General features: G+C 59.0%; 22 protein-coding genes. 12 read left to right on the top strand and 10 right to left on the bottom strand.

Going from position 1 to position 22,310, the window contains the following annotated elements; translation table 11 throughout:
* The first annotated feature begins 126 nt into the window (after positions 1 to 126).
* From GPL81_RS21340 to GPL81_RS21350, 3 genes are all read left to right on the top strand, one after another.
* A complete protein-coding gene (locus GPL81_RS21340; protein ID WP_160108341.1) occupies positions 127 to 903 on the top strand; it encodes an IclR family transcriptional regulator in 777 nt (258 codons plus the stop codon).
* Positions 904 to 1,182: 279 nt separating this feature from the next.
* Positions 1,183 to 1,998, top strand: a complete 816-nt coding sequence (locus tag GPL81_RS21345) for a sugar phosphate isomerase/epimerase family protein (protein WP_160108342.1) — start codon at positions 1,183 to 1,185, stop codon at positions 1,996 to 1,998.
* A gap of 113 nt (positions 1,999 to 2,111) precedes the next feature.
* On the top strand, positions 2,112 to 2,990 hold the full coding sequence (locus GPL81_RS21350; RefSeq protein ID WP_096514993.1) for a DMT family transporter: 879 nt from the start codon (positions 2,112 to 2,114) through the stop codon (positions 2,988 to 2,990).
* A gap of 125 nt (positions 2,991 to 3,115) precedes the next feature.
* Here the strand turns inward: GPL81_RS21350 and GPL81_RS21355 are convergent, their stop codons facing one another.
* Complete coding sequence (locus GPL81_RS21355; RefSeq protein ID WP_160108343.1) at positions 3,116 to 4,453, bottom strand: MFS transporter; 1,338 nt, start codon at positions 4,451 to 4,453, stop codon at positions 3,116 to 3,118.
* A 578-nt stretch (positions 4,454 to 5,031) separates the two neighbouring features.
* On the opposite strand from GPL81_RS21355, the gene quiC reads away from it, so the two are divergent.
* Together quiC and GPL81_RS21365 are read left to right on the top strand one after the other, a co-directional pair.
* Positions 5,032 to 6,933, top strand: coding sequence for a 3-dehydroshikimate dehydratase QuiC (gene quiC, locus GPL81_RS21360; RefSeq protein ID WP_160108344.1), 1,902 nt, complete (start codon positions 5,032 to 5,034; stop codon positions 6,931 to 6,933).
* A 102-nt stretch (positions 6,934 to 7,035) separates the two neighbouring features.
* A complete protein-coding gene (locus tag GPL81_RS21365; protein ID WP_160108345.1) occupies positions 7,036 to 7,710 on the top strand; it encodes a TetR/AcrR family transcriptional regulator in 675 nt (224 codons plus the stop codon).
* Positions 7,711 to 7,796: 86 nt separating this feature from the next.
* Here the strand turns inward: GPL81_RS21365 and GPL81_RS21370 are convergent, their stop codons facing one another.
* From GPL81_RS21370 to GPL81_RS21380, 3 genes are all read right to left on the bottom strand, one after another.
* Positions 7,797 to 8,651, bottom strand: coding sequence for a shikimate dehydrogenase (locus GPL81_RS21370; RefSeq protein WP_160108346.1), 855 nt, complete (start codon positions 8,649 to 8,651; stop codon positions 7,797 to 7,799).
* Between the two features lie 5 nt (positions 8,652 to 8,656).
* On the bottom strand, positions 8,657 to 9,097 hold the full coding sequence (aroQ, locus tag GPL81_RS21375) for a type II 3-dehydroquinate dehydratase (RefSeq protein WP_096515000.1): 441 nt from the start codon (positions 9,095 to 9,097) through the stop codon (positions 8,657 to 8,659).
* 138 nt (positions 9,098 to 9,235) lie between these two features.
* A complete protein-coding gene (locus tag GPL81_RS21380) occupies positions 9,236 to 10,147 on the bottom strand; it encodes a LysR family transcriptional regulator (RefSeq protein ID WP_160108347.1) in 912 nt (303 codons plus the stop codon).
* 120 nt (positions 10,148 to 10,267) lie between these two features.
* Here GPL81_RS21380 and GPL81_RS21385 point away from each other — a divergent pair, with 120 nt between their 5' ends.
* Positions 10,268 to 10,474 carry a tautomerase family protein gene (locus GPL81_RS21385; RefSeq protein WP_096515004.1) on the top strand — a complete coding sequence of 69 codons (207 nt, stop codon included), beginning with the start codon at positions 10,268 to 10,270 and terminating at the stop codon, positions 10,472 to 10,474.
* 59 nt (positions 10,475 to 10,533) lie between these two features.
* On the opposite strand, the gene trmA is transcribed toward GPL81_RS21385, so the two are convergent.
* Positions 10,534 to 11,613 carry a tRNA (uridine(54)-C5)-methyltransferase TrmA gene (trmA, locus tag GPL81_RS21390; protein WP_160108348.1) on the bottom strand — a complete coding sequence of 360 codons (1,080 nt, stop codon included), beginning with the start codon at positions 11,611 to 11,613 and terminating at the stop codon, positions 10,534 to 10,536.
* Positions 11,610 to 12,905 carry an NCS2 family permease gene (locus tag GPL81_RS21395; protein WP_121105741.1) on the bottom strand — a complete coding sequence of 432 codons (1,296 nt, stop codon included), beginning with the start codon at positions 12,903 to 12,905 and terminating at the stop codon, positions 11,610 to 11,612. The genes trmA and GPL81_RS21395 overlap by 4 nt, the downstream gene beginning before the upstream one ends.
* A 217-nt stretch (positions 12,906 to 13,122) precedes the next feature.
* Between GPL81_RS21395 and GPL81_RS21400 the strand changes: the two genes are divergently transcribed.
* Both GPL81_RS21400 and GPL81_RS21405 read left to right on the top strand, forming a co-directional pair.
* Positions 13,123 to 13,560 (top strand): DUF4879 domain-containing protein, encoded by a 438-nt coding sequence (locus tag GPL81_RS21400; RefSeq protein WP_160108349.1) that lies wholly within the window; start codon positions 13,123 to 13,125, stop codon positions 13,558 to 13,560.
* A gap of 67 nt (positions 13,561 to 13,627) precedes the next feature.
* Positions 13,628 to 14,179 (top strand): DJ-1 family glyoxalase III, encoded by a 552-nt coding sequence (locus tag GPL81_RS21405; protein WP_160108350.1) that lies wholly within the window; start codon positions 13,628 to 13,630, stop codon positions 14,177 to 14,179.
* 5 nt (positions 14,180 to 14,184) lie between these two features.
* On the opposite strand, the gene GPL81_RS21410 is transcribed toward GPL81_RS21405, so the two are convergent.
* Entirely contained in the window at positions 14,185 to 15,426 is a 1,242-nt protein-coding gene (locus GPL81_RS21410) for an MFS transporter (RefSeq protein WP_160108351.1), read from the bottom strand.
* Positions 15,427 to 15,908: 482 nt separating this feature from the next.
* Here GPL81_RS21410 and GPL81_RS21415 point away from each other — a divergent pair, with 482 nt between their 5' ends.
* From GPL81_RS21415 to GPL81_RS21425, 3 genes are all read left to right on the top strand, one after another.
* Complete coding sequence (locus GPL81_RS21415; RefSeq protein WP_160108352.1) at positions 15,909 to 17,333, top strand: cytochrome ubiquinol oxidase subunit I; 1,425 nt, start codon at positions 15,909 to 15,911, stop codon at positions 17,331 to 17,333.
* 2 nt (positions 17,334 to 17,335) lie between these two features.
* Entirely contained in the window at positions 17,336 to 18,343 is a 1,008-nt protein-coding gene (cydB, locus tag GPL81_RS21420) for a cytochrome d ubiquinol oxidase subunit II (protein WP_160108353.1), read from the top strand.
* 80 nt (positions 18,344 to 18,423) lie between these two features.
* Positions 18,424 to 18,591: a DUF2474 domain-containing protein gene (locus GPL81_RS21425; protein ID WP_096515022.1), complete on the top strand. Its 168-nt coding sequence runs from the start codon at positions 18,424 to 18,426 to the stop codon at positions 18,589 to 18,591.
* A gap of 76 nt (positions 18,592 to 18,667) precedes the next feature.
* Here GPL81_RS21425 and GPL81_RS21430 read toward each other — a convergent pair whose 3' ends face one another.
* Both GPL81_RS21430 and GPL81_RS21435 read right to left on the bottom strand, forming a co-directional pair.
* Positions 18,668 to 19,792, bottom strand: coding sequence for a methyltransferase (locus GPL81_RS21430; RefSeq protein WP_160108354.1), 1,125 nt, complete (start codon positions 19,790 to 19,792; stop codon positions 18,668 to 18,670).
* 165 nt (positions 19,793 to 19,957) lie between these two features.
* The gene (locus GPL81_RS21435; RefSeq protein ID WP_160108355.1) at positions 19,958 to 20,689 is read right to left on the bottom strand and encodes a helix-turn-helix transcriptional regulator; all 732 of its coding nucleotides are present in this window, start codon (positions 20,687 to 20,689) and stop codon (positions 19,958 to 19,960) included.
* Positions 20,690 to 21,013: 324 nt separating this feature from the next.
* On the opposite strand from GPL81_RS21435, the gene GPL81_RS21440 reads away from it, so the two are divergent.
* A complete protein-coding gene (locus GPL81_RS21440) occupies positions 21,014 to 21,790 on the top strand; it encodes a ferredoxin--NADP reductase (protein ID WP_160108356.1) in 777 nt (258 codons plus the stop codon).
* A 42-nt stretch (positions 21,791 to 21,832) separates the two neighbouring features.
* Here the strand turns inward: GPL81_RS21440 and mscL are convergent, their stop codons facing one another.
* Positions 21,833 to 22,246 carry a large-conductance mechanosensitive channel protein MscL gene (gene mscL, locus GPL81_RS21445; protein WP_160108357.1) on the bottom strand — a complete coding sequence of 138 codons (414 nt, stop codon included), beginning with the start codon at positions 22,244 to 22,246 and terminating at the stop codon, positions 21,833 to 21,835.
* Positions 22,247 to 22,310 lie beyond the last annotated feature (64 nt).

Here is a 22,310-nt window from a genome sequence, read left to right on the forward strand (position 1 = left end):
ATAAGAGGTTGATTGAATCGGGCAAGGACGATGTCCATAAAATGGGCGGTTATCGGACATTCAGTTCCAGATTTCGTAATCCACCGGATGTCTTCTAGAATCGGCAAAATTTGCGTGGAGACACCCATGGCCGGCAGTCAGATCGAACGTGTTTTCAGTGTGCTTGAAAGTCTCACCAGCGACCCTCGCGGCCTGCCGATGCAGACGCTGGCGGAGCAACTGGACATCCCCAAAAGCGCCACTCACCGGCTGCTCGCCGAGCTGATTCGCCTCGGCTATGTGCGCCAGAATCCGGAAAACCTGCGTTACCACTTGTCGACCAAACTGGTGGCGATGGGGTTCCGGTACCTGTCGAGCAGTGGCGCCGATATCGTGCAGCCGGTGCTCGATCGCCTGGCCCAGGAAACCGGTGAACTGGTGCGTCTGGGGGTGATCGAAGGCGAGCGGCAGACCTGGATCGCCAAGTCCCAGGGCGCTCGTTCCGGTTTGCGTTACGACCCGGACATGGGCCGTGATGCACCGCTGTTCTACACCGCATCCGGGCATGCCTGGCTGGCGTGCATGAGCGATGCCGAAGCTTTGTCACTGGTGGAGCGCCAGGCGGCGGATCGGCCGCTGGAGTTGGGACCGAATGCACCGCGTTCAAACATCGAACTGCTCGAACGCCTGCGTCTGGCGCGCGAGCAAGGTTATGCGTGCGTCGAGGAAAGTTCGGCGGTGGGTACTTCGGCGATTGCCGCGGTGGTGCGTCATCCCGGTGATGGACGGGTGATCGGTGTGCTCAGCATTGCCGGGCCGAGTGCGCGGATGCCGGGGGCGCGGTTGCATGAACTGGCGCCGTTGTTGTTGGCGTTTACCGAGGAGTTATCGGCAGCGAGTGTGGCGTCGGAATTGTTCACTTAGCTGGTGGACATACGGCTCTTGTGGGAGCGGGCTTGCCCGCGATAAGGGGCTCACATTCAGCATTTATGTCGGCTGACATTCCGCTATCGCGGGCAAGCCCGCTCCCACAGGGTATGGGTTTGCCCTAAAAATGTGCGGTGTTCGAACACTATCTGCGACTACTTGTGTAAGAATTTGGAACTTGGTTCTAAATTGTTGGAATTCATTCTTCCGACAATAACCGCAAGAGGGCCGCCCCATGAGTTCACCCCTTCGCATCGCCCTGATCGAGGCCAGGCCATGAGTGAACGCGTCTTTTCCCTGGCCAGCCTGACCGTGCTGGAATTGTCACCGCCCGACATGGTCGAGGTGGCCGCGCGAGCCGGTTACAGCCATGTCGGTTTGCGCCTGGTGCCGGCGACGCCGCAGGAACATCATTTTCCGTTGGTGGCCGATGCTGAATTACGACGCCAGACCCTGGCGCGTCTGCGTGACGCCGGCATTCGTGTGCTGGATGTTGAAATCCTGCGGCTGAAGCCGGAAACCGTCGTAGCCGAGTTCGAGAACATTCTGGCGGTCGGTGCCGAATTCGGTGCCAGCGAATTACTGGTGGCCGGTAATGATTCTGACGAGCAACGGATGACGGAGAACTTTGCCGAACTGTGCGATCTGGCAGTGTCCTATGGCTTGCATCCGCACCTGGAGTTCATGCCCTGGACCGACGCGCGCAATCTTGAACAAGCCGTGCGCATCGTCGAGCGCGCCGGGCGCGAAAACGGTGCAGTGCTGGTGGACGCGTTCCACTTCGACCGTTCGGGTTCACGGCTGGAAGATCTGGCCAGGGTTGCGCCTTCACGTTTGCGCTATGCGCAGTTGTGTGATGTTGCGGGACAGCGACCGGCTGACATGGCCGAGATCTTGCGTCAGGCGCGCAACGAGCGACGCTTTCCCGGCGATGGTGATTGTGATTTGACAGGATTGTTGAGTTGTTTGCCGGCTAACATTCCATTGAGCCTGGAGATCCCCACGGTGCGACTGCTGGAGCAGGGGGTGAGTGGGTTGGACCGGGCGCGAATGGCTTTGGATAAAACCCGGGAATTGTTGGCGCGGCTGTAAGCGGTGCTGCGCACCTGATCGCGGGCAAGCCTTGCTCCCACAAGGATCACCTCAATTCTGTGGGAGCAAGGCTTGCCCGCGATGCTTTTGATTTTTAATGCAAAGGAAATCCAATGACCGTCAGCACCCCGCTCTCCGGCGTCAATCAGCCCTTCAAAGGGATTCTGCTGATCGTTGTCGCCACCTTCCTGTTTTCCAGCCACGACGCCATTTCAAAATACCTGTCCGGGTTCTATCCGATTGTCATGGTGGTGTGGGCCCGTTATGTGGTCCATACCCTGTTGATGGCCGGGATCTTTCTGCCGCAATCCGGGCTGCGGGTCCTGCGCACGAAGCGACCGCTGCTTCAGCTGACCCGGGCACTGTGCCTGCTGGGTACCAGCCTGTTTTTCACCACCGGGTTGATGTACATCCCGTTGGCCGAGGCCACGTCGGTCAACTTCCTGGCACCGGTACTGGTCACTGCGCTGTCGGTGCCGCTGCTAAAGGAGCGGGTGACGCGCGGGCAATGGCTGGCGGTGATTTTCGGATTCGGCGGCGTGCTGATCATCGTTCACCCCGGTGGTGAGTTGTTCACGCCTGCGGTGTTGCTGCCGTTCTGCTCGGCGCTGTTTTTCTGCTTCTATCAGTTGCTGACACGCAAGCTCAGCGAGATCGACAGTCCGACCACCAGCAACTTTTTCGCCGGGTTGTGCAACACCCTGGTGATGAGTGCGCTGGTGCCGTTCTTCTGGCAACTGCCGAGCCTGATGCATGGCGCAATGATGCTGGCGCTGGGGGCTTGCGGGATGACGGCGCATCTATTCCTGACCCAGGCATTCCGCCATGCCGCGCCAGCCTTGCTGGCGCCGTTCAGCTATTGCCAGATCGTGTTTGCCGGCCTGTTGGGCTGGTGGCTGTTTTCCCACACGCCGACTCTGACCACCGTGATCGGTATTGCTGTGATTTGTTGCAGTGGACTGGCGGCGGCGTGGCAGCAAAGCCGCAAATAGCAGCCACCACAAAACACTGTAGGAGCGAGCCTGCTCGCGATGACGGTGGGTCAGGCAACATCAGTGTTGAATGACAGTCCGCTATCGCGAGCAGGCTCGCTCCTACAAGGGTATTGCGCTGAATTTTATTCGGTAACGGTTGGAATCTTGCGCGGTGCCATGAAGTACATCCAGGTCAGCGCGATGAAGTACATCGCCGGGATCAGGGTGAACAGCACGGTGTAGTTGTTGTTGGTGACGGTCAGGATGTGGCCGACCAACTGGGTCATGAACATCCCGCCAATGGCGGCGCACATGCCACCGAAGCCGAACACCGTGCTCATCATGTGCTTGGGCGTGTAGTCCATCACCAGGCTCCAGATGTTCGCGGTCCAGGCCTGGTGCGCGCCGATGGCCAGGGAAATCGCGAATACCGCCACCCACAAGTTGCTGGAGCCGGCCGCCATGATCACGCCGATGATGCAGCAGGCGAACAGGAGCATGGACATCAGTCGCGCCTTGATCGGGTTGATCCCGCGGCCGATCAGGAACGAAGACAGTATCCCGCCGCCGACACTGCCGAAGTCGGCGGTGAGGTAGATGATGATCAGCGGAATGCCCATCTGGGTCACGTTGATGCCCAGGTTGTATTGCTGATTGAGGAACGGTGGCAGCCAGTACAGGTAGAACCAGAACACCGGAGCGGTCATCGAATAGGCGAGGGCGAAGGCCCAGGTGCCGCGCATGCGCAGGATTCGCGAGAAGGGTACGCGGGTTTGTTCCGGTTCGACTTCGTTCTGGATGTACTCGAGTTCCGACTGTTTGACGCTCGGGTGATCTTCCGGATTGAAGTACTTCAAGGCCCAGAACAACACCCAGATGCCGCCCAGTGCCGACATGCACAGGAACGCGGCCTGCCAGCCCCAGGTGTGCAGGATCAGCGGCAGCAGCATCGGCGTGAACATCGCGCCGACGTTGGTCCCGGCGTTGAAAATGCCGGTGGCCACGGCGCGCTCGCCGGCCGGGAACCACAGGCGCGTGGTTTTCACGCAGGCGGGATAGTTGGCGGCTTCGGTCAAGCCGAGAATGAAGCGACAGACCATGAAACCGACGGCCGAAGTAGCCAGGCCGTGGGCGCCTGTCGCCAGGCTCCAGAGCAGCACGGCGCAGAAGAACACGCGCTTGACGCCGACCCGGTCGATCAGGCGGCCTTGCAGCACGAAACCGATGGCATAACCCACCTGAAACCAGAAGTTGATGTTGGCGTAGTCCATCGCCGTCCAGCTCATTTCCTTGGCGAGGATCGGCTGCATGACGCCGAGCGCGGCGCGGTCGATGTAGTTCAGGGTGGTGGCGAAGAACACCAGCGCCAGCATGCCCCAGCGGGTTTTGCCAACCGCCATGGCACCGCGGATTTTGTCGCCGATGCCACCAGTGGCGGCGCTCATGGCCGGAGCCATGCGAGAGCTTTGAGTAGGATTCATCTGTGCCATCCGTTCAATGACTGACAAGCGAAGCTCGTCTGGACTTCAAGGGCGCGTGATCAATCGATGCGGTGGGCGCGGGACTGATCGGCTGGTTTCGTCGACTGACGGGTTATTCAGCGAGCGGCACGGTGATGCCGGCGGTGCGCAAGGTTCGGATGGACGCCAGGCAAGGCGTAATGACGGTGGTTCGAGCGAGCAAGGCGTTGAATGAGCGCATGAGCGTATACCCGTTTTTTTGAAATTTTTATGTGGTGTTCTGGGTCTTGGTTAACTGAAGCCGGCATTTGAGGACCGGACTCAATGTGGTGTTGATGTTGCGCAGCGAACAAAAAATCGTCAATTCACCAAAGTCCATTGTGTTCGATAATCGCACGCAAAACTAACCGGATAGTACACTTTGAATTGCTGTGTTGGATCGCGCAGCCAATAATTCAATCCAAGATAAACGCAATCCCTGTAGGAGCCGGCTTGCTGGCGAAGGCGATCTCGCGGACGCCATCGCCAGCAAGCCGGCTCCTACATTAAAAAGCGCGCAATGCCCTTAACAAGATTGCCTCCACCCCGGGAGTCGAAATATGCAGCGTTCCATTGCCACCGTGTCCTTGAGCGGTACCCTGCCGGAAAAACTCGAAGCCATTGCCGCCGCCGGCTTTGACGGTGTCGAGATTTTCGAGAACGACCTTCTCTACTACGACGGCAGCCCTCGGGAAATCAGGCAGATGTGCGCCGATCTCGGGATCGCCATCACCTTGTTTCAACCCTTCCGGGATTTCGAAGGTTGCCGCCGTGACCGCCTGTCGCGCAATCTGGAGCGGGCCGAGCGAAAATTCGACCTGATGCAGGAACTGGGCACTGACCTGGTGCTGGTGTGCAGCAACGCCTCGGCCGACGCCATCGGTGATGAACAGATTCTGGTCGATGACCTGCGCCTGCTGGCCGAACGCGCCGGCGCGCGTGGCCTTCGTATTGGTTATGAAGCACTGGCCTGGGGGCGGCATGTGAACACCTGGCAACAGGTGTGGAATATCGTCCGTCAGGCTGATCACCCGAACCTCGGCGTGTTGCTCGACAGCTTCCATACGCTGTCGCTCAAGGGCGATCCGAGTGCCATCGCCGAGATTCCCGGCGACAAGATCTTTTTCGTGCAAATGGCCGATGCACCGATCCTGGCCATGGACGTGCTGGAGTGGAGTCGGCACTTCCGCTGCTTCCCGGGCCAGGGCGAATTCGATTTGCCGGGCTTCCTCGCTCCGATCATCAAGAGTGGCTACACCGGACCGCTGTCGCTGGAGATCTTCAATGACGGTTTCCGCGCCGCACCGCCACGGGCCAACGCCGCCGACGGCCTGCGCTCATTGCTGTACCTGGAGGAGAAAACCCGGCAGCGTCTGGCGCAGCAAACCCAGCCATCGAACAACCTCGACATTTTGTTCGAGACACCGAAGGCCAGCGAGTACAACGGCATCGAGTTTCTCGAATTCGCCGTGGACGAAAGCCTCGGCGCCAAACTCTCCCACTGGCTGGAACGGCTGGGCTTCGTCAAGGCCGGCCAGCATCGCTCCAAGAACGTCAGCCTGCTGCGCCAGGGTGATATCAACCTGATCCTCAACGCCGAACCTTACTCGTTCGGTCACAGTTTCTTCGAAGCACACGGCCCGTCGCTATGCGCCACTGCCGTGCGGGTCAAGGACAGTGCCAGCGCTCTGGCGCGGGCCGTGGCCTACAAAGGCCAGCCCTATCGCGGACTGGTCGGCCCCAATGAACTGGAGCTTGCCGCGGTGCGCGCGCCGGACGGCAGCCTGATTTACCTGGTGGATCAGGAGGCCGACGTCTATGGCACCGACTTCAATCTATTGCCTGGCGCCGTGGCCCGAGGCGGCCTCAAGCGGATCGACCATATGGCCATGGCGCTGCCTGCCGATAGCCTCGACAGTTGGGTACTGTTCTACAAGAGCTTGCTGGATTTCGAGGCCGATGACGAAGTGGTTCTGCCCGATCCTTATGGTCTGGTGAAAAGTCGCGCGCTACGCAGTCGGGACAGTTCGATTCGCTTGCCGCTGAACATTTCAGAGAACCGCAACACCGCGATCTCACACGCGTTGTCGAGTTATCGCGGCTCTGGGGTGCATCACATCGCTTTCGATTGCGACGACATCTTTGCCGAAGTCAGCCGCGCGAAAGAGGCGGGTGTGCCGCTGCTGGATATTCCGCTGAACTACTACGACGACCTGGCGGCCCGGTTCGATTTCGATGACGAATTCCTGAGTGAGCTCGCTTACTACAACGTGCTTTACGACCGCGATGCGCAAGGTGGCGAATTGTTTCATGTCTACACCGAGCCATTCGAGGGGCGGTTCTTCTTCGAGATTATTCAGCGCAGGAACGGCTATGCCGGTTACGGCGCAGCCAACGTCGCGGTGCGCCTGGCGGCCATGGCGAAATCGCGAAGTGGTGCCGTACGTCAGACAAAGTTGTAGGAAAATCGTAATCACGTCGACAAACCGTTGCCGCACGGCTTCCTTCACTGTGCGGCGCGGCTCATAATCGCCCACCTGTGCAGTGATGGCCGTGAGCCCGCAATGACAATGACTTCAGAACTCCCCGCAGCGCCAGAGCAACCTGTCGAGCCGCGCAAGAGTCGCAAGAACAACCCGGAAAAAACTCGCGAGAACATCCTTCAAGAAGCGATTGTCGAGTTCGTTCAACAAGGTCTTTCCGGGGCGCGCGTCGATGCCATCGCCGAACGCATCCACACCTCCAAGCGCATGATCTATTACTACTTCGGCAGTAAGGAACAGCTCTACGTCGAGGTTCTGGAAAAGCTCTATGGCGATATCCGCAGCACAGAAAACCGATTGCACCTGGCCGAACTGGCCCCGGTGGAGGCGATTCGGCGGCTGGTGGAGTTCACTTTCGATCATCATGACCGCAACGTCGATTTCGTGCGCATCGTCAGCATCGAGAACATTCACAACGCCGAATATGTGAAACGCTCCGATGCGATCAAGGCGATGAACAACACCATTCTTGATTCATTGGGCGAGATTCTGCGTCGTGGCGCCGAACAAGGGCTGTTCCGCGCCGGTCTTGATCCATTGGATGTGCATCTGCTGATCAGTTCGTTTTGCTTCTATCGCGTGTCGAACCGCCACACCTTTGGCGAGATTTTCCAGATCGATCTGCCGGATGAAAGCATCAAGCAGCGTCATCGCGAGATGATCTGCGAGTCTGTTTTGCGATACCTACAGGCCTGACCGGGAACTGCTTTTTGTAGGAGCCGGCTTGCTGGCGATAGCGTCTTTGAGAGCGTCATCGCCAGCAAGCCGGCTCCTACAGTATTTCAGGTGTTCATGCTCTGAAAATGCGCCAGCATCCGCTGGGCATCCGGCACCACGCCGCTGAACAATTCGAACGCCTTCACCGCCTGGAACACCGCCATGTTGCCACCATCCAGCGTCCGGCAACCCAGGGCACGGGCACTGCGCAGCAGTTCGGTTTCCAGTGGGAAATAAACAATCTCCGCCACCCACAGTTGCGCTCGAAGCAACTCTACCGGCACCGGCGTGCCCGGCAGTTTTTTCATGCCCATAGGTGTCGTATTCACCAGGCCGTCAGCCTCAATCAAGGTGCCAGCGAGGTCATGGCCGGCCACTGCACGGCCCTCGCCGAAATGCTGATTGAGGTTGTCCGCCAGACTCTGGGCGCGGCTCGTATCCACATCGAAAATGCTCAGCTGCTGTACGCCTTCGCTCAGTAGCGCGTGGGCTACCGCTGCGCCAGCGCCACCGGCACCCATTTGAACGACACGTTCAACGGCAACGCCCTTCAGCCCTCTGCGAAAACCCTCGGCAAACCCCAGGCAATCGGTGTTGTGGCCGATGCGTTTGCCGTCCTTCAGCACCACGGTATTGACCGCGCCAATGCCGCGGGCTTCCGGCGATAATTCGTCGAGCAACGGGATGATCGCCTGCTTGCACGGGAAGGTGATGTTCAGTCCTGTGAAATTCATGCGCTCGGCAGCCATCAACAGGTCGGGCAGGGCGTTGCTGTCGAGTTGCAGTTGATCAAGGTCGATCAGGCGATAGAGGTAACGTAAACCCTGGGCATCGCCTTCATGCTCGTGCAGCGTCGGTGTGCGCGAAGCCTGGATGCCGGCACCGATCAGTCCTGCCAATACAGTCTGGTTCTGTTTCACGATGCTCACCCTTTCAGACGTTGGCTGAAATGCTCCAGCGCCAGGCGATAGCCGTGGCTGCCGAACCCGGCCATTACGGCAGTGGCAATGGCGGATACGAAGGAGTGATGGCGGAATGGTTCACGGGCGTGGACGTTGGACAGGTGGACTTCGATCACTGGCAGTTCACTGGCGATCAGGGCATCGCGGATCGCCACCGAGGTGTGTGTCCAGGCGGCGGGGTTGATCACGATCCCGGCGCATCGGCCGCGTGCGTTGTGAATCCAGTCGAGCAATTCGCCTTCGTGATTGGTCTGGCGAAACTCCACCGCCAGGCCGAACTCTTCGGCGGCACGGCCGCACAAGGCTGAAATGTCCGCCAGGGTTTCATGGCCGTAAGTCGCCGGTTCACGGGTGCCGAGCAGGTTCAGATTCGGGCCGTTGAGCACCAGAATGATGGGGGACATCGACTTTTCTCCACTTATTGTTTTTGGCGTTGGCCAAGGGTTCGGCCTGTGGAGATAAATTGTACTAGATGGTTAATTTGGTCAATTGAAGCGGAAACTTCCCAGCGGTTTGTGTGCGGTGATCGGACGGTTTCGCTTTCAGCGTGGTAAATGCTCCACCAGAAAATCAATAAACGCCCGCAATCGCAGGGGCATGTGACGGGTTTGCGGATAGAGCAACGTAAACGGTCGCGAACGCCCGCCATAGGGTTTGAGCACTTCCACCAATGTGCCATCGGCCAGTTCTTTTTCGACGATAAAGCGATACGTCTGAAACAGACCGGCACCGTGTTTCGCCAGCGTCACGCCACCCAACACATCGTCGGAACAGCTGAAGTTGCCCTCGGCCAGAATTTCGCGCTGCACGCCCTGGTCATTGAACAACCAGGCGATGCGCCGACCGCTGCTGGGCAGTTCGTACTGGATGCATTCGTGCTGTTGCAAGTCGTCGAGGGTTTGCGGGGTGCCGGCACGCTTGAGGTATTCGGGGCTGGCAATCATCACCAGTGCGGCGTCTTCCAGTTGCCGGGCGATCAGGCCGGAGTCAGGAATCGCGCGCACGCGGATTGCCATGTCATAGCCTTCACCGACGAAATCGATGTTGCGATTACTGATGTGCGACTCGACCTTCACCGCCGGAAAGCGCGCACGAAATTCAGGGAGCAACGGCAGGATTCGATGGTGTGCGTAGGTGGTCGGAATACTGATGCGCAACGTCCCGGACGGCACTTGCTGTTGGCCCATGACTTCGCGCTGGGCCTCCACCAACTGTGCCAATGCCTGACGACATTCCTCGTAGTAGCGTCGACCACTGTCGGTCAGGTTGACGCTACGGGTGGTGCGTGCAAACAGTCGCACGCCCAGACGCTCCTCCATGCGTGACACCGAGCGACTCACCGCGGCCGGCGTGACGCCCGCCACCAGCGCGGCCGCGGTGAAACTGCCGGCCTCGGCGGCCAGGCAAAACAGCTCGATGCTGCCTAGTTGAAGATCGTCGAATTGTCGCTGCATGATTGATTACACCGGGGATCAAATTAAGTGTGTAAACCAGTATTTAACAGATGCCCGCACACAGATACAGTGAGCTTCAATGGGTAAGCCTTTCTGAATCAACCGAGCAGGAGAAGCAGCATGCCTTTCGTCAGCGTACGTATCACCCGTGACGGCGTTACCCGGGAGCAGAAAGCCCAGGTCATCGCCGAAATCACCGAAACCCTGCAACGCGTCCTCGGCAAGCCTCCGGAGCTGACCCATATCGTGATCGAGGAAATCGACACGGATAACTGGGGGTATAAGGGCATTACCACGACCGAGTATCGGAAAAATCAGCCGGGGTGATTTTGCCGAAAACAAAAAAGCCGTCGTGATGACGGCTTTTTTGTGGGTGACATCTGCAATCAGCGCCGGGTCAACAACACCCCGGATTCCATGTGATGCGTCCACGGGAACTGGTCGAACATCGCGCATTGGGTGATGCGGTGGGTGTCGTGCAGTTGGGCGATGTTGGCCGCCAGGGTTTCCGGGTTGCAGGAGATATAGAGGATGTTGTCGAAACGCCGGGTCAGTTCGCAGGTGTCGGGGTCCATGCCGGCGCGGGGCGGGTCGACGAAGACGCTACCGAACTCGTAGCTTTTCAGGTCGATGCCGTGCAGGCGTCGGAACGGGCGCACTTCATTCAACGCTTCGGTCAGTTCTTCGGCGGATAGGCGCACCAAAGTGACGTTATCCACAGCGTTTTCGCTGAGGTTGCTCAACGCAGCGTTGACCGAGGTTTTGCTGATCTCGGTGGCCAGCACCTTGCGCACGCGGGTGGCCAGCGGCAGGGTGAAGTTGCCATTGCCGCAGTACAGTTCCAGCAAGTCGTCGGTACGATCACCGAGTGCGTCGAATGCCCAGTTGAGCATCTTCTGGTTCACCGTGCCGTTGGGCTGGGTAAATGCGCCTTCGGGTTGACGATAGCTGAAGGTGCGACCGCCGACTTCCAGTTTCTCCACCACATAATCGTGGCCGATGACTTCGCGTTTGCCCTTGGAACGACCGATGATGCTGACGTTCAGCTCGGCCGCCAGCTTCGAGGCCGCCGCGTGCCAGTGCTCGTCCAGCGGGCGGTGATAGCACAAGGTAATCATCGCATCGCCGGCCAGGGTAGTCAGGAACTCCACCTGGAACAGCTTGTGGCTCAGGGCCGAACTGGCCTGCCACGCCGCTTTGAGCTGCGGCATCAACTGATTGATGCGCAGGCTGGCGATCGGGAACTCTTCGATCAGGATCGGCGTACGTTTGTCTTCCTGGGAAAACATCGCGTAATGGCGTTCGCCGGCTTCGCGCCACAGGCGGAATTCGGCGCGCAGGCGGAAATTCTGCAGTGGCGAGTCGAAGACGACCGGCTCCGGCGCATCGAAGGGGGCCAGCAGATCACGCAGACGCGTGACCTTGTCTTCGAGCTGTAGGGCGTAGGCCTGGGAATCAAAAGTCATGCGTTGAACCAACCCAGCTTGATCACGAACAGAATCGACAGAATCACCAGCGCCGGGTTCAGCTCACGGCCGCGACCGGACATTAGCTTGATGGCGGTCCAGGAAATGAAACCGAAGGCAATGCCATTGGCGATGGAGTAAGTGAATGGCATTGCCAGCGCGGTGATCACCACGGGCGCGGCAACAGTGATGTCGTCCCAGTCTATTTCGGCCAGCCCGGATGTCATCAGCACGGCGACGAACAGCAGGGCCGGTGCGGTGGCGAAGGCTGGAACGCTGGCGGCCAGTGGCGAGAAGAACAGCGCCAGCAGGAACAGAATAGCGACGACTATGGCGGTCAGGCCGGTACGGCCACCGGCACTCACGCCCGCAGCGGATTCGATATAGCTGGTGGTGGTCGAGGTGCCCAGCAGGGAACCGGCCATCGCAGCGGTACTGTCGGCGATCAGGGCGCGGCCCATTTTCGGCATGTGGCCGTCCTTGCCCATCAGGCCGGCGCGCTTGGCGACGCCGATCAGGGTGCCGGAGTTGTCGAACAGGTCGACGAACAGGAACGCGAAAATCACGCTGACCAGACCGATGTCCAGCGCGCCCTTGATATCCAGTTGCAGGAAGGTCGGTGCCAGCGAAGGTGGCATCGACATCACGCCGCCGAACGGCGTGAAGCCCATGACGATGGAAACGATGGTCACCACCAGAATGCCGATCAGCACTGCGCCACGCACGGCGAGGGCTTCGAGGGCAACGATCAGCGCGAAACCGAGGGTCGCGAGGATCGGAGCCGGTTGCTTCAGGTCGCCCAGGCCGACCATGGTTGCCGGGTTGCTGACCACGATGCCTGCGTTGTGCAGGGCAATCAGCGCCAGGAACAGACCGATACCGGCGGCGATTGCCGAACGCAGCGGCAGCGGGATGCTGTTGATGATCCACTCACGGATGCGGAAGATCGACAGCAGGAAGAAGCACACGGCCGAAATGAACACCGCACCCAGCGCCACTTGCCAGGTGTGGCCCATGTGCAGGACTACGGTGTAGGTGAAGAAGGCGTTCAGGCCCATGCCCGGCGCCAGGGCAATCGGGTAGTTGGCGATCAGGCCCATCACCGTGGAGCCGATGGCCGCTGCCAGACAGGTGGCGACGAACACGGCGCCCTTGTCCATGCCGGTTTCGCCGAGGATGCTCGGATTGACGAACAGAATGTAGGCCATGGCCAAAAAGGTCGTGACGCCCGCCAGAATCTCGGTGCGTACGTTGGTGTTGTGTGCCTTGAGTTGAAACAGCCTTTCCAGCATGTCTGCTCCCCGTGGCGCGCCCGGCGCCGTGAATGTATCGACCTCAACAGCAAAGCACAGACCGCTGCAGGCGCCTGGGAATTTACTGTGGGTCGGAAAAAGCCGCGCATCATACCAGCCGCGTGGGTTTATGGCTGCTTATGGCAGTGAACGTCGTCGATGTTTTGCGTTTAACCTGAGTCAGCCATACTGCGCGCTGGTTTTTTTGGGGGGTTGCATGAAAAAGTGTCTATTGATCTTGATTGCCATGGTCCTGGGGGCACAAACCGCCTCGGCGGCCTCGGCACCGCCGCTGACCCAACTGAAAGTGCTCAAGGTCGAGTCGCCGGGCTGTGGTTTTGAAACCATTGAAGAAGGGCAGACACAGACCCGCTGCAATCACAGTGGCCCGAACATCAGGGTTTTCGTGCTGGAAGTGGGCTACGGTGGCAGCCAGCCCCGTGTCGCGCTGGATGGCTTCGAGGTGAACGGATCCCGCACGCCGGTGTGCGCCTTCGATAACGGCAACCTCACCGATTGCGTCGCGGGTCGAAAAACGGTCGGCAACCTGTACGTTTTCGATCTGGCTGGCAAGCAGGAAGGCACGTTCACCTTCAGCAACACGTCGATCAATGCACCGGGCAACACGATGTCGACACAGCTTTACATCAAGTAAGGGCGGCCCTCGAACAAGGGTAAGGAAAGCTGACTACGCTTAAAGGATCATTCTGTGGATTGCACTCATGACCTTTAGAGCTTTGATTACCCTTGCAGAGGGCATTGATGACCTGCAAACCGTAACCCTGGTCGACGTATTGCGCCGCGCCAAGGTGGAAGTAGTGGTAGCCAGTATTGAAGGACGGCGCATGCTCACCTGCGCCCGGGGGACCCGCCTTACCACCGATGCGATGCTGGTGGACTTGCTGGCCCAGCCCTTCGACCTGATCGTCCTGCCTGGCGGTGCCGTGGGGGCGCAACACCTGGCAGCCCATCAACCCCTGCAGCAACTGATCAAGGACCAGGCCGCGGCCGGTCGCCTGTTCGCGGGCATCGCCGAAGCCCCGGCACTGGCGCTGCAAAGCTATGGCGTGCTGCGTCAGCGGCGCATGACGTGCCTGCCTTCGGCCAGTCATCAGCTGTCGGGGTGTAACTTTGTGGATCAACCGGTGGTGGTCGATGGCAACTGCATCACTGCCCAGGGTTCAGGCGCTGCGCTGGCATTTGCCCTGACCCTGGTGGAACAGTTGTGCGGCCAAGCCATGCGGGCGACAGTGACGGGGGAGTTGGTTGTTTAGACCCTTCAGGCCTTCGCTTCTTCCTCAACCGGTACGTGCATTCGATCGCGCCGGGCCAGGGTCGGGAACAGTTTGATCCAGGTGCCGGTCACCACCAGCGTCCCGATGCCGCCCATGACGACCGCCGGCACGGTGCCGAACCAGTGGGCCGTCAGCCCGGATTCGAATTCGCCCAGCTGGTTCGAGGCGCCAATGAACAGACCATTGACCGCGCTGACACGGCCGCGCATTTCGTCCGGGGTTTCCAGTTGCACGAAAGAGGCACGGATCACCATGCTGATCATGTCGGCCGCGCCCAATACCACCAGCACGGCCAGCGAGAACCAGAACGAGGTCGACAGACCGAAGGCGATGGTCGCCACGCCGAATACGCCCACCGCGGTGAACATCACCCGTCCGACATTGCGTTCCACGGCAAACCTCGCCAGGAACAATGACATCAACAGCGCCCCCACCGCCGGCGCCGAGCGCAGCAGGCCAAGTCCCCACGGGCCGGTGAGCAGAATGTCCTTGGCGAAGACCGGCAGCAGCGCCGTCGCGCCACCGAGCAGGACCGCGAACAGGTCCAGGGAGATCGCACCGAGAATGTCCGGCCTGCTGCGAATGAAGCGAATCCCGGCCAGTAGCGAATCCAGCGTGGCCTTGCCCTTGTTCAAAGGTGTCTGGCGGGCCGGCAAATTGAGCATCAGGGTGCAGGCAATAAGGTAGAGGATCACCGTCGGGCCGTAGACCCACACGCTGCCGAAAGCGTAGAGCAGACCGCCAAGGGCCGGTGCGACAATGGTCGCTGATTGCTGGGCCGATTGCGCGGCGGCCACGGCCCGGGGGAACAGGGCGCTGGGCACAATGCTCGGCAGCAAGGCTTGGGTGGTCGGCATTTCGAAGGAGCGGGCGGCGCCCAGCAGGAAAGCGAGGATGAAGATCATTTCCCGGGTGACATGGTCGGTCGCGCTGCCGATAGCCAGCGACAGGGCGATCAGCGCTTGCAAGGACTGGCAGATCGCCGCGACCTTGCGCCGGTCGTAGCGGTCGGCGACGTGCCCGGTGTGCAGCATGAACAGGACACGTGGGGCGAACTCCACCAACCCTACCAGGCCCAGGTCGAGCACATTGCCGGTCAGTTGGTAGAGATTCCAGCCGATGGCCACGGTGAGCATCTGAAAGCCACTGGCGGTAAAAATCCGGGCCAGCCAGAACGCGAGGAAAGGACGGTGGTGACGTAACAGCAAAGGCTCTTGGCTGGGCATTTGAGGCGAGTCTGGGGGAGAGGAAGGGTGAGGTTATCACCAACCTGTAACGGGAAGTTGCGGTGCCGGAAAATTTCGTTAGCCAGACATCGATTGCCGCAACGAGACAAATCCTGTGGGAGCGAGCCTGCTCGCGAAGGCGGAGTGTCAGTCAACATCAACGGTGGACGTGCCGATCTATTCGCGAGCAGGCTCGCTCTCACAGGGAGATGTGTTTCTGCCTGTTACCCCAACCATGAGGCAACTTGTCACGCGGCAAAAGACCACGCGGTTCATCCCCAAAAATGGGACTACTCTTTCAACGTTGCTTGATCCAGATCAATCCCCTCAAGGGAATTGATCCGGCGGTCGCAAGGCCAGATTCCCTGCGTAGCGATGCGTGTAAAAAAAGAACAAATAGAGATTTGCCACACTTCATACCCGTGGGGGCCGTGGGTGCAGGCTTCCGGCCAGCAGCCGTATTACCTGACAGAGGAAGACTTATGTTCGGTTTAGAGGCACTTGATCTCGCCCGAATTCAGTTCGCGTTCACCATCTCGTTCCACATCCTGTTCCCTGCCATCACCATTGGCCTGGCGAGTTACCTGGCGGTACTCGAAGGCTTGTGGCTGAAAACCCACAACGACACCTACCGTGACCTCTACCATTTCTGGTCGAAGATCTTTGCCGTCAACTTCGGCATGGGCGTGGTCTCGGGGTTGGTCATGGCCTATCAGTTCGGTACCAACTGGAGTCGTTTCTCGGACTTCGCCGGGTCCGTGACCGGGCCTTTGCTGACATACGAAGTCCTGACGGCTTTCTTCCTTGAAGCCGGTTTCCTCGGTGTGATGCTGTTCGGCTGGAACAAGGTCGGCCGCGGCCTGCACTTTTTCGCCACGGTCATGGTCGCCATCGGCACATTGATCTCGACCTTCTGGATTCTCGCCTCCAACAGCTGGATGCAGACGCCGCAGGGCTTTGAGATCGTCAATGGCCAGGTCATTCCAACCGACTGGCTGGCGGTGATCTTCAACCCGTCATTCCCCTATCGCCTGATGCACATGGCCACCGCGGCGTTCGTCGCGACCGCCTTCTTCGTCGGCGCCTCGGCGGCCTGGCATTTGCTGCGCGGCAAGGACAACCCGGCGATCCGCAAGATGCTCTCGATGGCCATGTGGATGGCGCTGATCGTTGCGCCGATTCAGGCGGTCATCGGTGACTTCCACGGCCTCAACACGCTCGAGCATCAGCCGGCCAAAATCGCCGCGATCGAGGGCCATTGGGAAAACAAGGGTAACGAGGCGACCCCGCTGATCCTGTTCGGCTGGCCGGACATGAAAGAAGAGCGGACCAAATTTGCCGTCGAGATCCCCTACCTGGGCAGTCTGATCCTGACCCACTCCCTGGATAAACAGGTGCCGGCGCTCAAGGAGTTCCCACCGCAGGACCGGCCTAATTCGACCATCGTGTTCTGGTCGTTCCGGATCATGGTTGGCCTGGGCTTCCTGATGATTTTCACCGGTCTGTGGAGCCTCTGGCTGCGCAAACGCGACACGCTCTATACCTCGCGGCCATTCCTGCACCTGGCGTTGTGGATGGGGCCGTCGGGTCTGATCGCGATTCTCGCGGGTTGGTTCACCACTGAAATCGGCCGCCAGCCGTGGGTGGTCTACGGTCTGATGCGCACGGCGGATGCGTCCTCCCACCACAGTTTCATGCAGATGAGCATCACCCTGATCCTGTTTGTCGTGGTGTATTTCGCGCTGTTCGGTGCCGGTCTGGGCTACATGATGCGCCTGGTACGCAAAGGGCCGAAGATCGACGAAGGCAAGGAAACCAACGACGGAGGTCCCGGCCAGAAGCGCACACCGGCGCGTCCGCTGTCCGCTGCCGACGATGAGCACCACACCCTGACCAAGGAGATTTGAACATGGGTATTGATCTTCCGCTGATCTGGGCCGTGATCATCATCTTCGGCATCATGATGTACGTGGTCATGGACGGCTTCGACCTCGGCATCGGCATTCTCTTCCCGTTCATACCGGGCAAGAGTGACCGCGACGTAATGATGAACACCGTTGCGCCAGTCTGGGACGGCAACGAAACCTGGCTGGTACTGGGGGGGGCGGCGTTGTTCGGCGCCTTCCCGCTGGCCTATTCGGTGGTGCTCTCGGCGCTTTATCTACCGCTGATTTTCATGCTGATCGGGCTGATTTTTCGCGGCGTGGCGTTCGAGTTCCGCTTCAAGGCGCGGGACGATAAACGCCATCTCTGGGACAAGGCTTTCATTGGCGGCTCGCTGGCTGCAACGTTCTTCCAGGGGGTGGCGCTGGGCGCTTTCATCGATGGCCTGCCGGTGGTCGATCGCCAGTTTGCCGGCGGTTCACTGGACTGGCTGACGCCCTTCACGATGTTCTGCGGCGCCGCGTTGGTAGTGGCCTATGCGCTGCTTGGCTGCACCTGGTTGATCATGAAGACCGAAGGCAAATTGCAGGAGCAGATGCATGATCTTGCGCGGCCATTGGCGTTCGTGTTGCTGGCGGTGATCGGTATCGTCAGCATCTGGACGCCGCTGGCTCACGCAGAAATCGCCGCGCGCTGGTTCACCTTGCCCAACCTGTTCTGGTTCCTGCCGGTGCCGATTCTGGTGCTGGTGACCCTGTACGGTCTGATCCGGGCGGTGGCGCGCAATGCGCACTACACGCCATTCCTGCTGACGCTGGTGCTGATCTTCCTCGGCTACAGCGGTTTGGGGATCAGCCTGTGGCCGAATATCGTGCCGCCGTCGATCTCGATCTGGGATGCCGCTGCACCGCCGCAAAGCCAGGGTTTCATGCTGGTGGGCACGCTGTTCATCATCCCGTTCATCCTGGGCTACACCTTCTGGAGCTACTACGTGTTCCGCGGCAAGGTTACCCACGGAGACGGTTACCACTAGAGCGCGTATCAAACCTGTAGAAGCAAAGCTTGCTCGCGATGGCGTCTTCACAGGCGCCATCTTCCTCGGAGTATTAAGCAATGACCGGCAAACATTCCCTGCACGACATTGAAGAAGCCGAAAAAAAGCCGCTGTGGCAGCGGCTTGGCTGGCTGGCCCTGATCTGGGTTGGCAGCGTCGGTGCGTTGTTCGTCGTGGCCAGCCTGATGCGCATGTTCATGAACGCCGCGGGCCTGACCACTCACTGAAAACCGACATCCCGTCCCGTCGCCTTCAGGCGCGGATTGATGACCCTCCGGCTGGAGGGTTTTTTTTGCGAACCCGTTACTTGCGGGCCTTGAGAATGACGAACTTCGGCGTAGCTGCCACTTGCTCGACACCGCGGAACAAACGCGCCAGTTTGCTGTGGTAACCCAGGTGACGATTGCCGACGATGTACAACGCACCCCCCACCACCAGGGCCTCCCGGGCTTGCTGGAACATCCGCCAGGCGAGGAAGTCGCCAACAACCTGTTGCTGGTGGAACGGTGGATTGCACAGTACTACGTCCAGCGATTGAGGATCCTGCCCGGCCAGGCCATCACCGGCACGCACGATGACATCGCGGTCACCCAGTGCCGCGCGCCAGTTTTCGGCGGCCGACTGCACCGCCATGAACGATTCGTCCACCAGCGTGTAATGGGCGTCGGGGTTTTGCAGGGCGCTGGCGATGGCCAGCACGCCATTACCGCATCCGAGGTCGGCAACCCGTACCGCGCCAAGGTTTTTCGGCAAGTGCGGCAAAAATGCCCGCGTGCCGATATCCAGGCCTTCGCGGCAGAAGACGTTGGCGTGGTTAAGCAGTTCGATGGACGGGGTGTCGAGACGATATCGGGTCGGGTAGGGCGACGAGGCCGGTGCCTTGGCTTCAACCGTGGCAATCAGCAACCGGGCTTTCTTCACCGCCAGTGACGCCTGCACCGGTCCGATGTAGCGCTCCAGCAGATCACCCGCGGCCCGTGGCAAATGTTTGATCATCGCTCCCGCAATCACTTGAGCGCCGGGAGCCAATTGGCCTTGCAGGCGGATTAGTTGCTCTTCCAGTAACGCCAGAGTCTTTGGCACCCGTACCAGCACCTGGTCAAACGGCCCCGTCGGTATTTCGCTGGCGGGTATGGCCGGCACCGCATCAAACGCCTGGCCATTGCGGGCCAGGTTCTTTTCCAGGCCTTGAAAGGCCAGGAACGAGTCGCCACTACTGGTCACCCTGACCTTGCCGGCCAGACTGGCGGCCAATGCGCCGAAACTGTCGTTCAGCACCAGGACCCGCGTGTCGACCGAGGGCTTCTGCTCGGCCAGGTGATTGAGCAGGTACTCGTCTGCCGCATCAAAAGCTTGCAGCGGTTCGTTCTGCTGTTCGGGCTGGCGGATCAGGTCAAGGCTGGCGAAAGGTGTTTCGAGCAAAGGCATGGTGCGGGGCTCTGGGTAATCAACGGGTATCCCGTGCCCAGGGGCGTCCTGGCGGGCGGGGCCGTCCGAGTGGACTGCGTCGTGGGAAACTCACACGTCATCACTCAGGATGGGACCGCGAATAGTACGTTTTTTTGTATCGGATTACTCGCAGGTTTTTTCGGCTCAGCGCATCGTGTTGCTATTGAGATAACCAGCCTTCACGGCGGCGATAACGGCAGAAACCTTGTTATTGACCCCGAATTTGCGGATGGCTTCCTGTACATGGAAATTGATTGTGCGGGCGCTGAGATTGAGAATCCGGGCGCTTTCATAAGCGGTCTTGCCGGCTGCCGCCAGTTTCAGTACGTCGATTTCCCGTGGCGATAATTGCGGTGTAGACGATTTGGCCGGTTCCTTGGGCAGGGTTTGCACGACCAGCTTATGCAAGTGACGGCCAATGAACACGGAGAAACCCAGGTTTTCATAGAGCTCCCACGGACTGATCGGGCAATGGCTTCTGGCCAGGCTCAGAATACTGCAGAAGCCGCTATCGTCGTCGTGAACGGCTTGTGACCAGCCATGCTGTATTCCTTGCTGCTCAAGTGTCGCCCAAATCCATGGCACCTCGCAGAAAAGTTCTTCACTCCAAAGAATGGGTAGCATAGATTGATTGCAATGAGCCACTACTGGGTCGAAGGATCCGTACTTCCTTTTTTCATATTCGGTGTTCCAGTATTGTGGGTAATTATTGAACCGCACCGTATGGAAGTGCTCAGTTTTTGTTGGGCAAGTCGTTGAAAAGGCGAAAAATTTAAATCCGATATTTTTCACGAAATTCAATGATATTCGGTAAGCGCTCTCCAGTTCGGTAGTAGAAGATATTTGTTTAAGTTGAGACTCCTTCCATTTTTCCATCATGAGGCTCCACAGTCGTGATAGCTTGAGGGCGCGGATTGGATCCAGATGATCAGCGAGAAAGGGAGTGTAGGATGTTTCCGATACGTATGTTGAGAATTTTTTAATTCATTAATGTCTTTCATGAAATTTTATGGTTCTAACCGTGATTCATCGCTAGGCAGTTAATTTGAATGACAGTGTTAATCTTATTTTGAACTGAGCAGTTAATGCTTATATCAAGGTAATGAGAATCGGAGTATTTGCCAAAGACACTACAAAGCGTCGGTGTTTATCGGGCTCGCTTTGCGAGACACTGCGGTTATCTGTTGAATGGAGCCCACCATGACTGCCAGCGAAGAGAAATTTACTCGCCAGAGTTTGCTCGACGTCCAGCCATTGACCCCGAACCTGTTCACCCTGCGCGCCACCAGGGATTCGGGCTTTCGTTTTCGTGCAGGGCAATTTGCCCGGTTGGGCGTGACAAAAGCCGATGGCAGTACCGTATGGCGTGCTTATTCCATGGTGTCGTCGCCCTTTGACGAGTTTCTCGAGTTCTTTTCCATTGTCGTGCCGGGAGGCGAGTTCACCAGTGAACTGAGTCGGCTAGGCGTCGGCGATACACTGCTGGTTGACCGCCAGGCCTTCGGTTACCTGACGCTCGATCGTTTTGCCGAGGGGCGTGATCTGTGGTTGTTATCCTCCGGTACTGGCCTGGCGCCGTTTCTGTCGATTCTCCAGGACTTCGAGGTGTGGGAGAAGTTTGAGCGGATCATCCTGGTCTACAGCGTGCGCGAATCTCGGGAGTTGGCCTATCAGAAGCTCATAGCGGAGCTCGGGCAGCGTGAATACCTGGCGGAATTCGCGCACAAGTTGCAGCTCATCAACACGGTGACTCGTGAGCAACATCCTGGTGCGCTGAATGGCCGGATCACCACGCTGATCGAAAATGGTGAGCTGGAGCGGGCTGCCGGGGTGGCGATGACACCCGAGCACTCGCGGGTTATGTTGTGCGGCAACCCGCAGATGATCGATGACACGCGCAAATTGCTCAAACAGCGTGACATGCACTTGAGCCTGAGCCGGCGACCCGGTCAGGTGGCGGTGGAAAACTTCTGGTAAGAAAACGGCGCCCTCAAGGCGCCGTTTTTTTCGCTCAAACGCTCAAGGTCGATTGTTCTGGGCTTTGAGCAGGTCACGGATCTCACCCAGCAGCTCTTCTTCCTTGGTCGGTACTGGCGGCAGGGTAGGGGCGACAGCCTCTTCGCGCTTCAGGCGGTTGATGGCCTTGACGCCCATGAAGATTGCAAAGGCCACGATGATGAAGTCGATCATGCTCTGAATGAACTTGCCGTACGCCAGCACCACCGCCGGGGCGTTTCCGCTGGCGGCCTTGAGCGTAATGGCCAGGTCACTGAAGTCCACCCCGCCGATCAGCAGCCCGATGGGAGGCATGACCACATCACCCACAAACGATGTAACGATCTTGCCGAAGGCCGCGCCGATGATGATGCCGACGGCCATGTCGACCACATTGCCTTTGACCGCGAAGGCCTTGAACTCATTTAGCACGCCCATAGGTTATTTCCTTGTTACGGATGAGGTTGGTGAGGGCAGTGTAAATCAGCCAATCACATCTTGC

Origin of the sequence: Pseudomonas izuensis (assembly GCF_009861505.1) — a bacterium.
In the GTDB taxonomy this organism is placed as follows: Bacteria; Pseudomonadota; Gammaproteobacteria; order Pseudomonadales; family Pseudomonadaceae; genus Aquipseudomonas; species Aquipseudomonas izuensis.

Excerpts from the sequence above, each read along its gene's own strand:
- GPL81_RS21340 (WP_160108341.1), top strand. The coding sequence starts at position 127 with ATGGCCGGCAGTCAGATCGAACGTGTTTTCAGTGTGCTTGAAAGTCTC.
- GPL81_RS21345 (WP_160108342.1), top strand. The coding sequence starts at position 1,183 with ATGAGTGAACGCGTCTTTTCCCTGGCCAGCCTGACCGTGCTGGAATTG.
- GPL81_RS21350 (WP_096514993.1), top strand. The coding sequence starts at position 2,112 with ATGACCGTCAGCACCCCGCTCTCCGGCGTCAATCAGCCCTTCAAAGGG.
- GPL81_RS21355 (WP_160108343.1), bottom strand. The coding sequence starts at position 4,453 with ATGAATCCTACTCAAAGCTCTCGCATGGCTCCGGCCATGAGCGCCGCC.
- quiC (WP_160108344.1), top strand. The coding sequence starts at position 5,032 with ATGCAGCGTTCCATTGCCACCGTGTCCTTGAGCGGTACCCTGCCGGAA.
- GPL81_RS21365 (WP_160108345.1), top strand. The coding sequence starts at position 7,036 with ATGACAATGACTTCAGAACTCCCCGCAGCGCCAGAGCAACCTGTCGAG.
- aroQ (WP_096515000.1), bottom strand. The coding sequence starts at position 9,097 with ATGTCCCCCATCATTCTGGTGCTCAACGGCCCGAATCTGAACCTGCTC.
- GPL81_RS21380 (WP_160108347.1), bottom strand. The coding sequence starts at position 10,147 with ATGCAGCGACAATTCGACGATCTTCAACTAGGCAGCATCGAGCTGTTT.
- GPL81_RS21385 (WP_096515004.1), top strand. The coding sequence starts at position 10,268 with ATGCCTTTCGTCAGCGTACGTATCACCCGTGACGGCGTTACCCGGGAG.
- trmA (WP_160108348.1), bottom strand. The coding sequence starts at position 11,613 with ATGACTTTTGATTCCCAGGCCTACGCCCTACAGCTCGAAGACAAGGTC.
- GPL81_RS21395 (WP_121105741.1), bottom strand. The coding sequence starts at position 12,905 with ATGCTGGAAAGGCTGTTTCAACTCAAGGCACACAACACCAACGTACGC.
- GPL81_RS21400 (WP_160108349.1), top strand. The coding sequence starts at position 13,123 with ATGAAAAAGTGTCTATTGATCTTGATTGCCATGGTCCTGGGGGCACAA.
- GPL81_RS21405 (WP_160108350.1), top strand. The coding sequence starts at position 13,628 with ATGACCTTTAGAGCTTTGATTACCCTTGCAGAGGGCATTGATGACCTG.
- GPL81_RS21410 (WP_160108351.1), bottom strand. The coding sequence starts at position 15,426 with ATGCCCAGCCAAGAGCCTTTGCTGTTACGTCACCACCGTCCTTTCCTC.
- GPL81_RS21415 (WP_160108352.1), top strand. The coding sequence starts at position 15,909 with ATGTTCGGTTTAGAGGCACTTGATCTCGCCCGAATTCAGTTCGCGTTC.
- cydB (WP_160108353.1), top strand. The coding sequence starts at position 17,336 with ATGGGTATTGATCTTCCGCTGATCTGGGCCGTGATCATCATCTTCGGC.
- GPL81_RS21425 (WP_096515022.1), top strand. The coding sequence starts at position 18,424 with ATGACCGGCAAACATTCCCTGCACGACATTGAAGAAGCCGAAAAAAAG.
- GPL81_RS21430 (WP_160108354.1), bottom strand. The coding sequence starts at position 19,792 with ATGCCTTTGCTCGAAACACCTTTCGCCAGCCTTGACCTGATCCGCCAG.
- GPL81_RS21435 (WP_160108355.1), bottom strand. The coding sequence starts at position 20,689 with ATGGAAAAATGGAAGGAGTCTCAACTTAAACAAATATCTTCTACTACC.
- GPL81_RS21440 (WP_160108356.1), top strand. The coding sequence starts at position 21,014 with ATGACTGCCAGCGAAGAGAAATTTACTCGCCAGAGTTTGCTCGACGTC.
- mscL (WP_160108357.1), bottom strand. The coding sequence starts at position 22,246 with ATGGGCGTGCTAAATGAGTTCAAGGCCTTCGCGGTCAAAGGCAATGTG.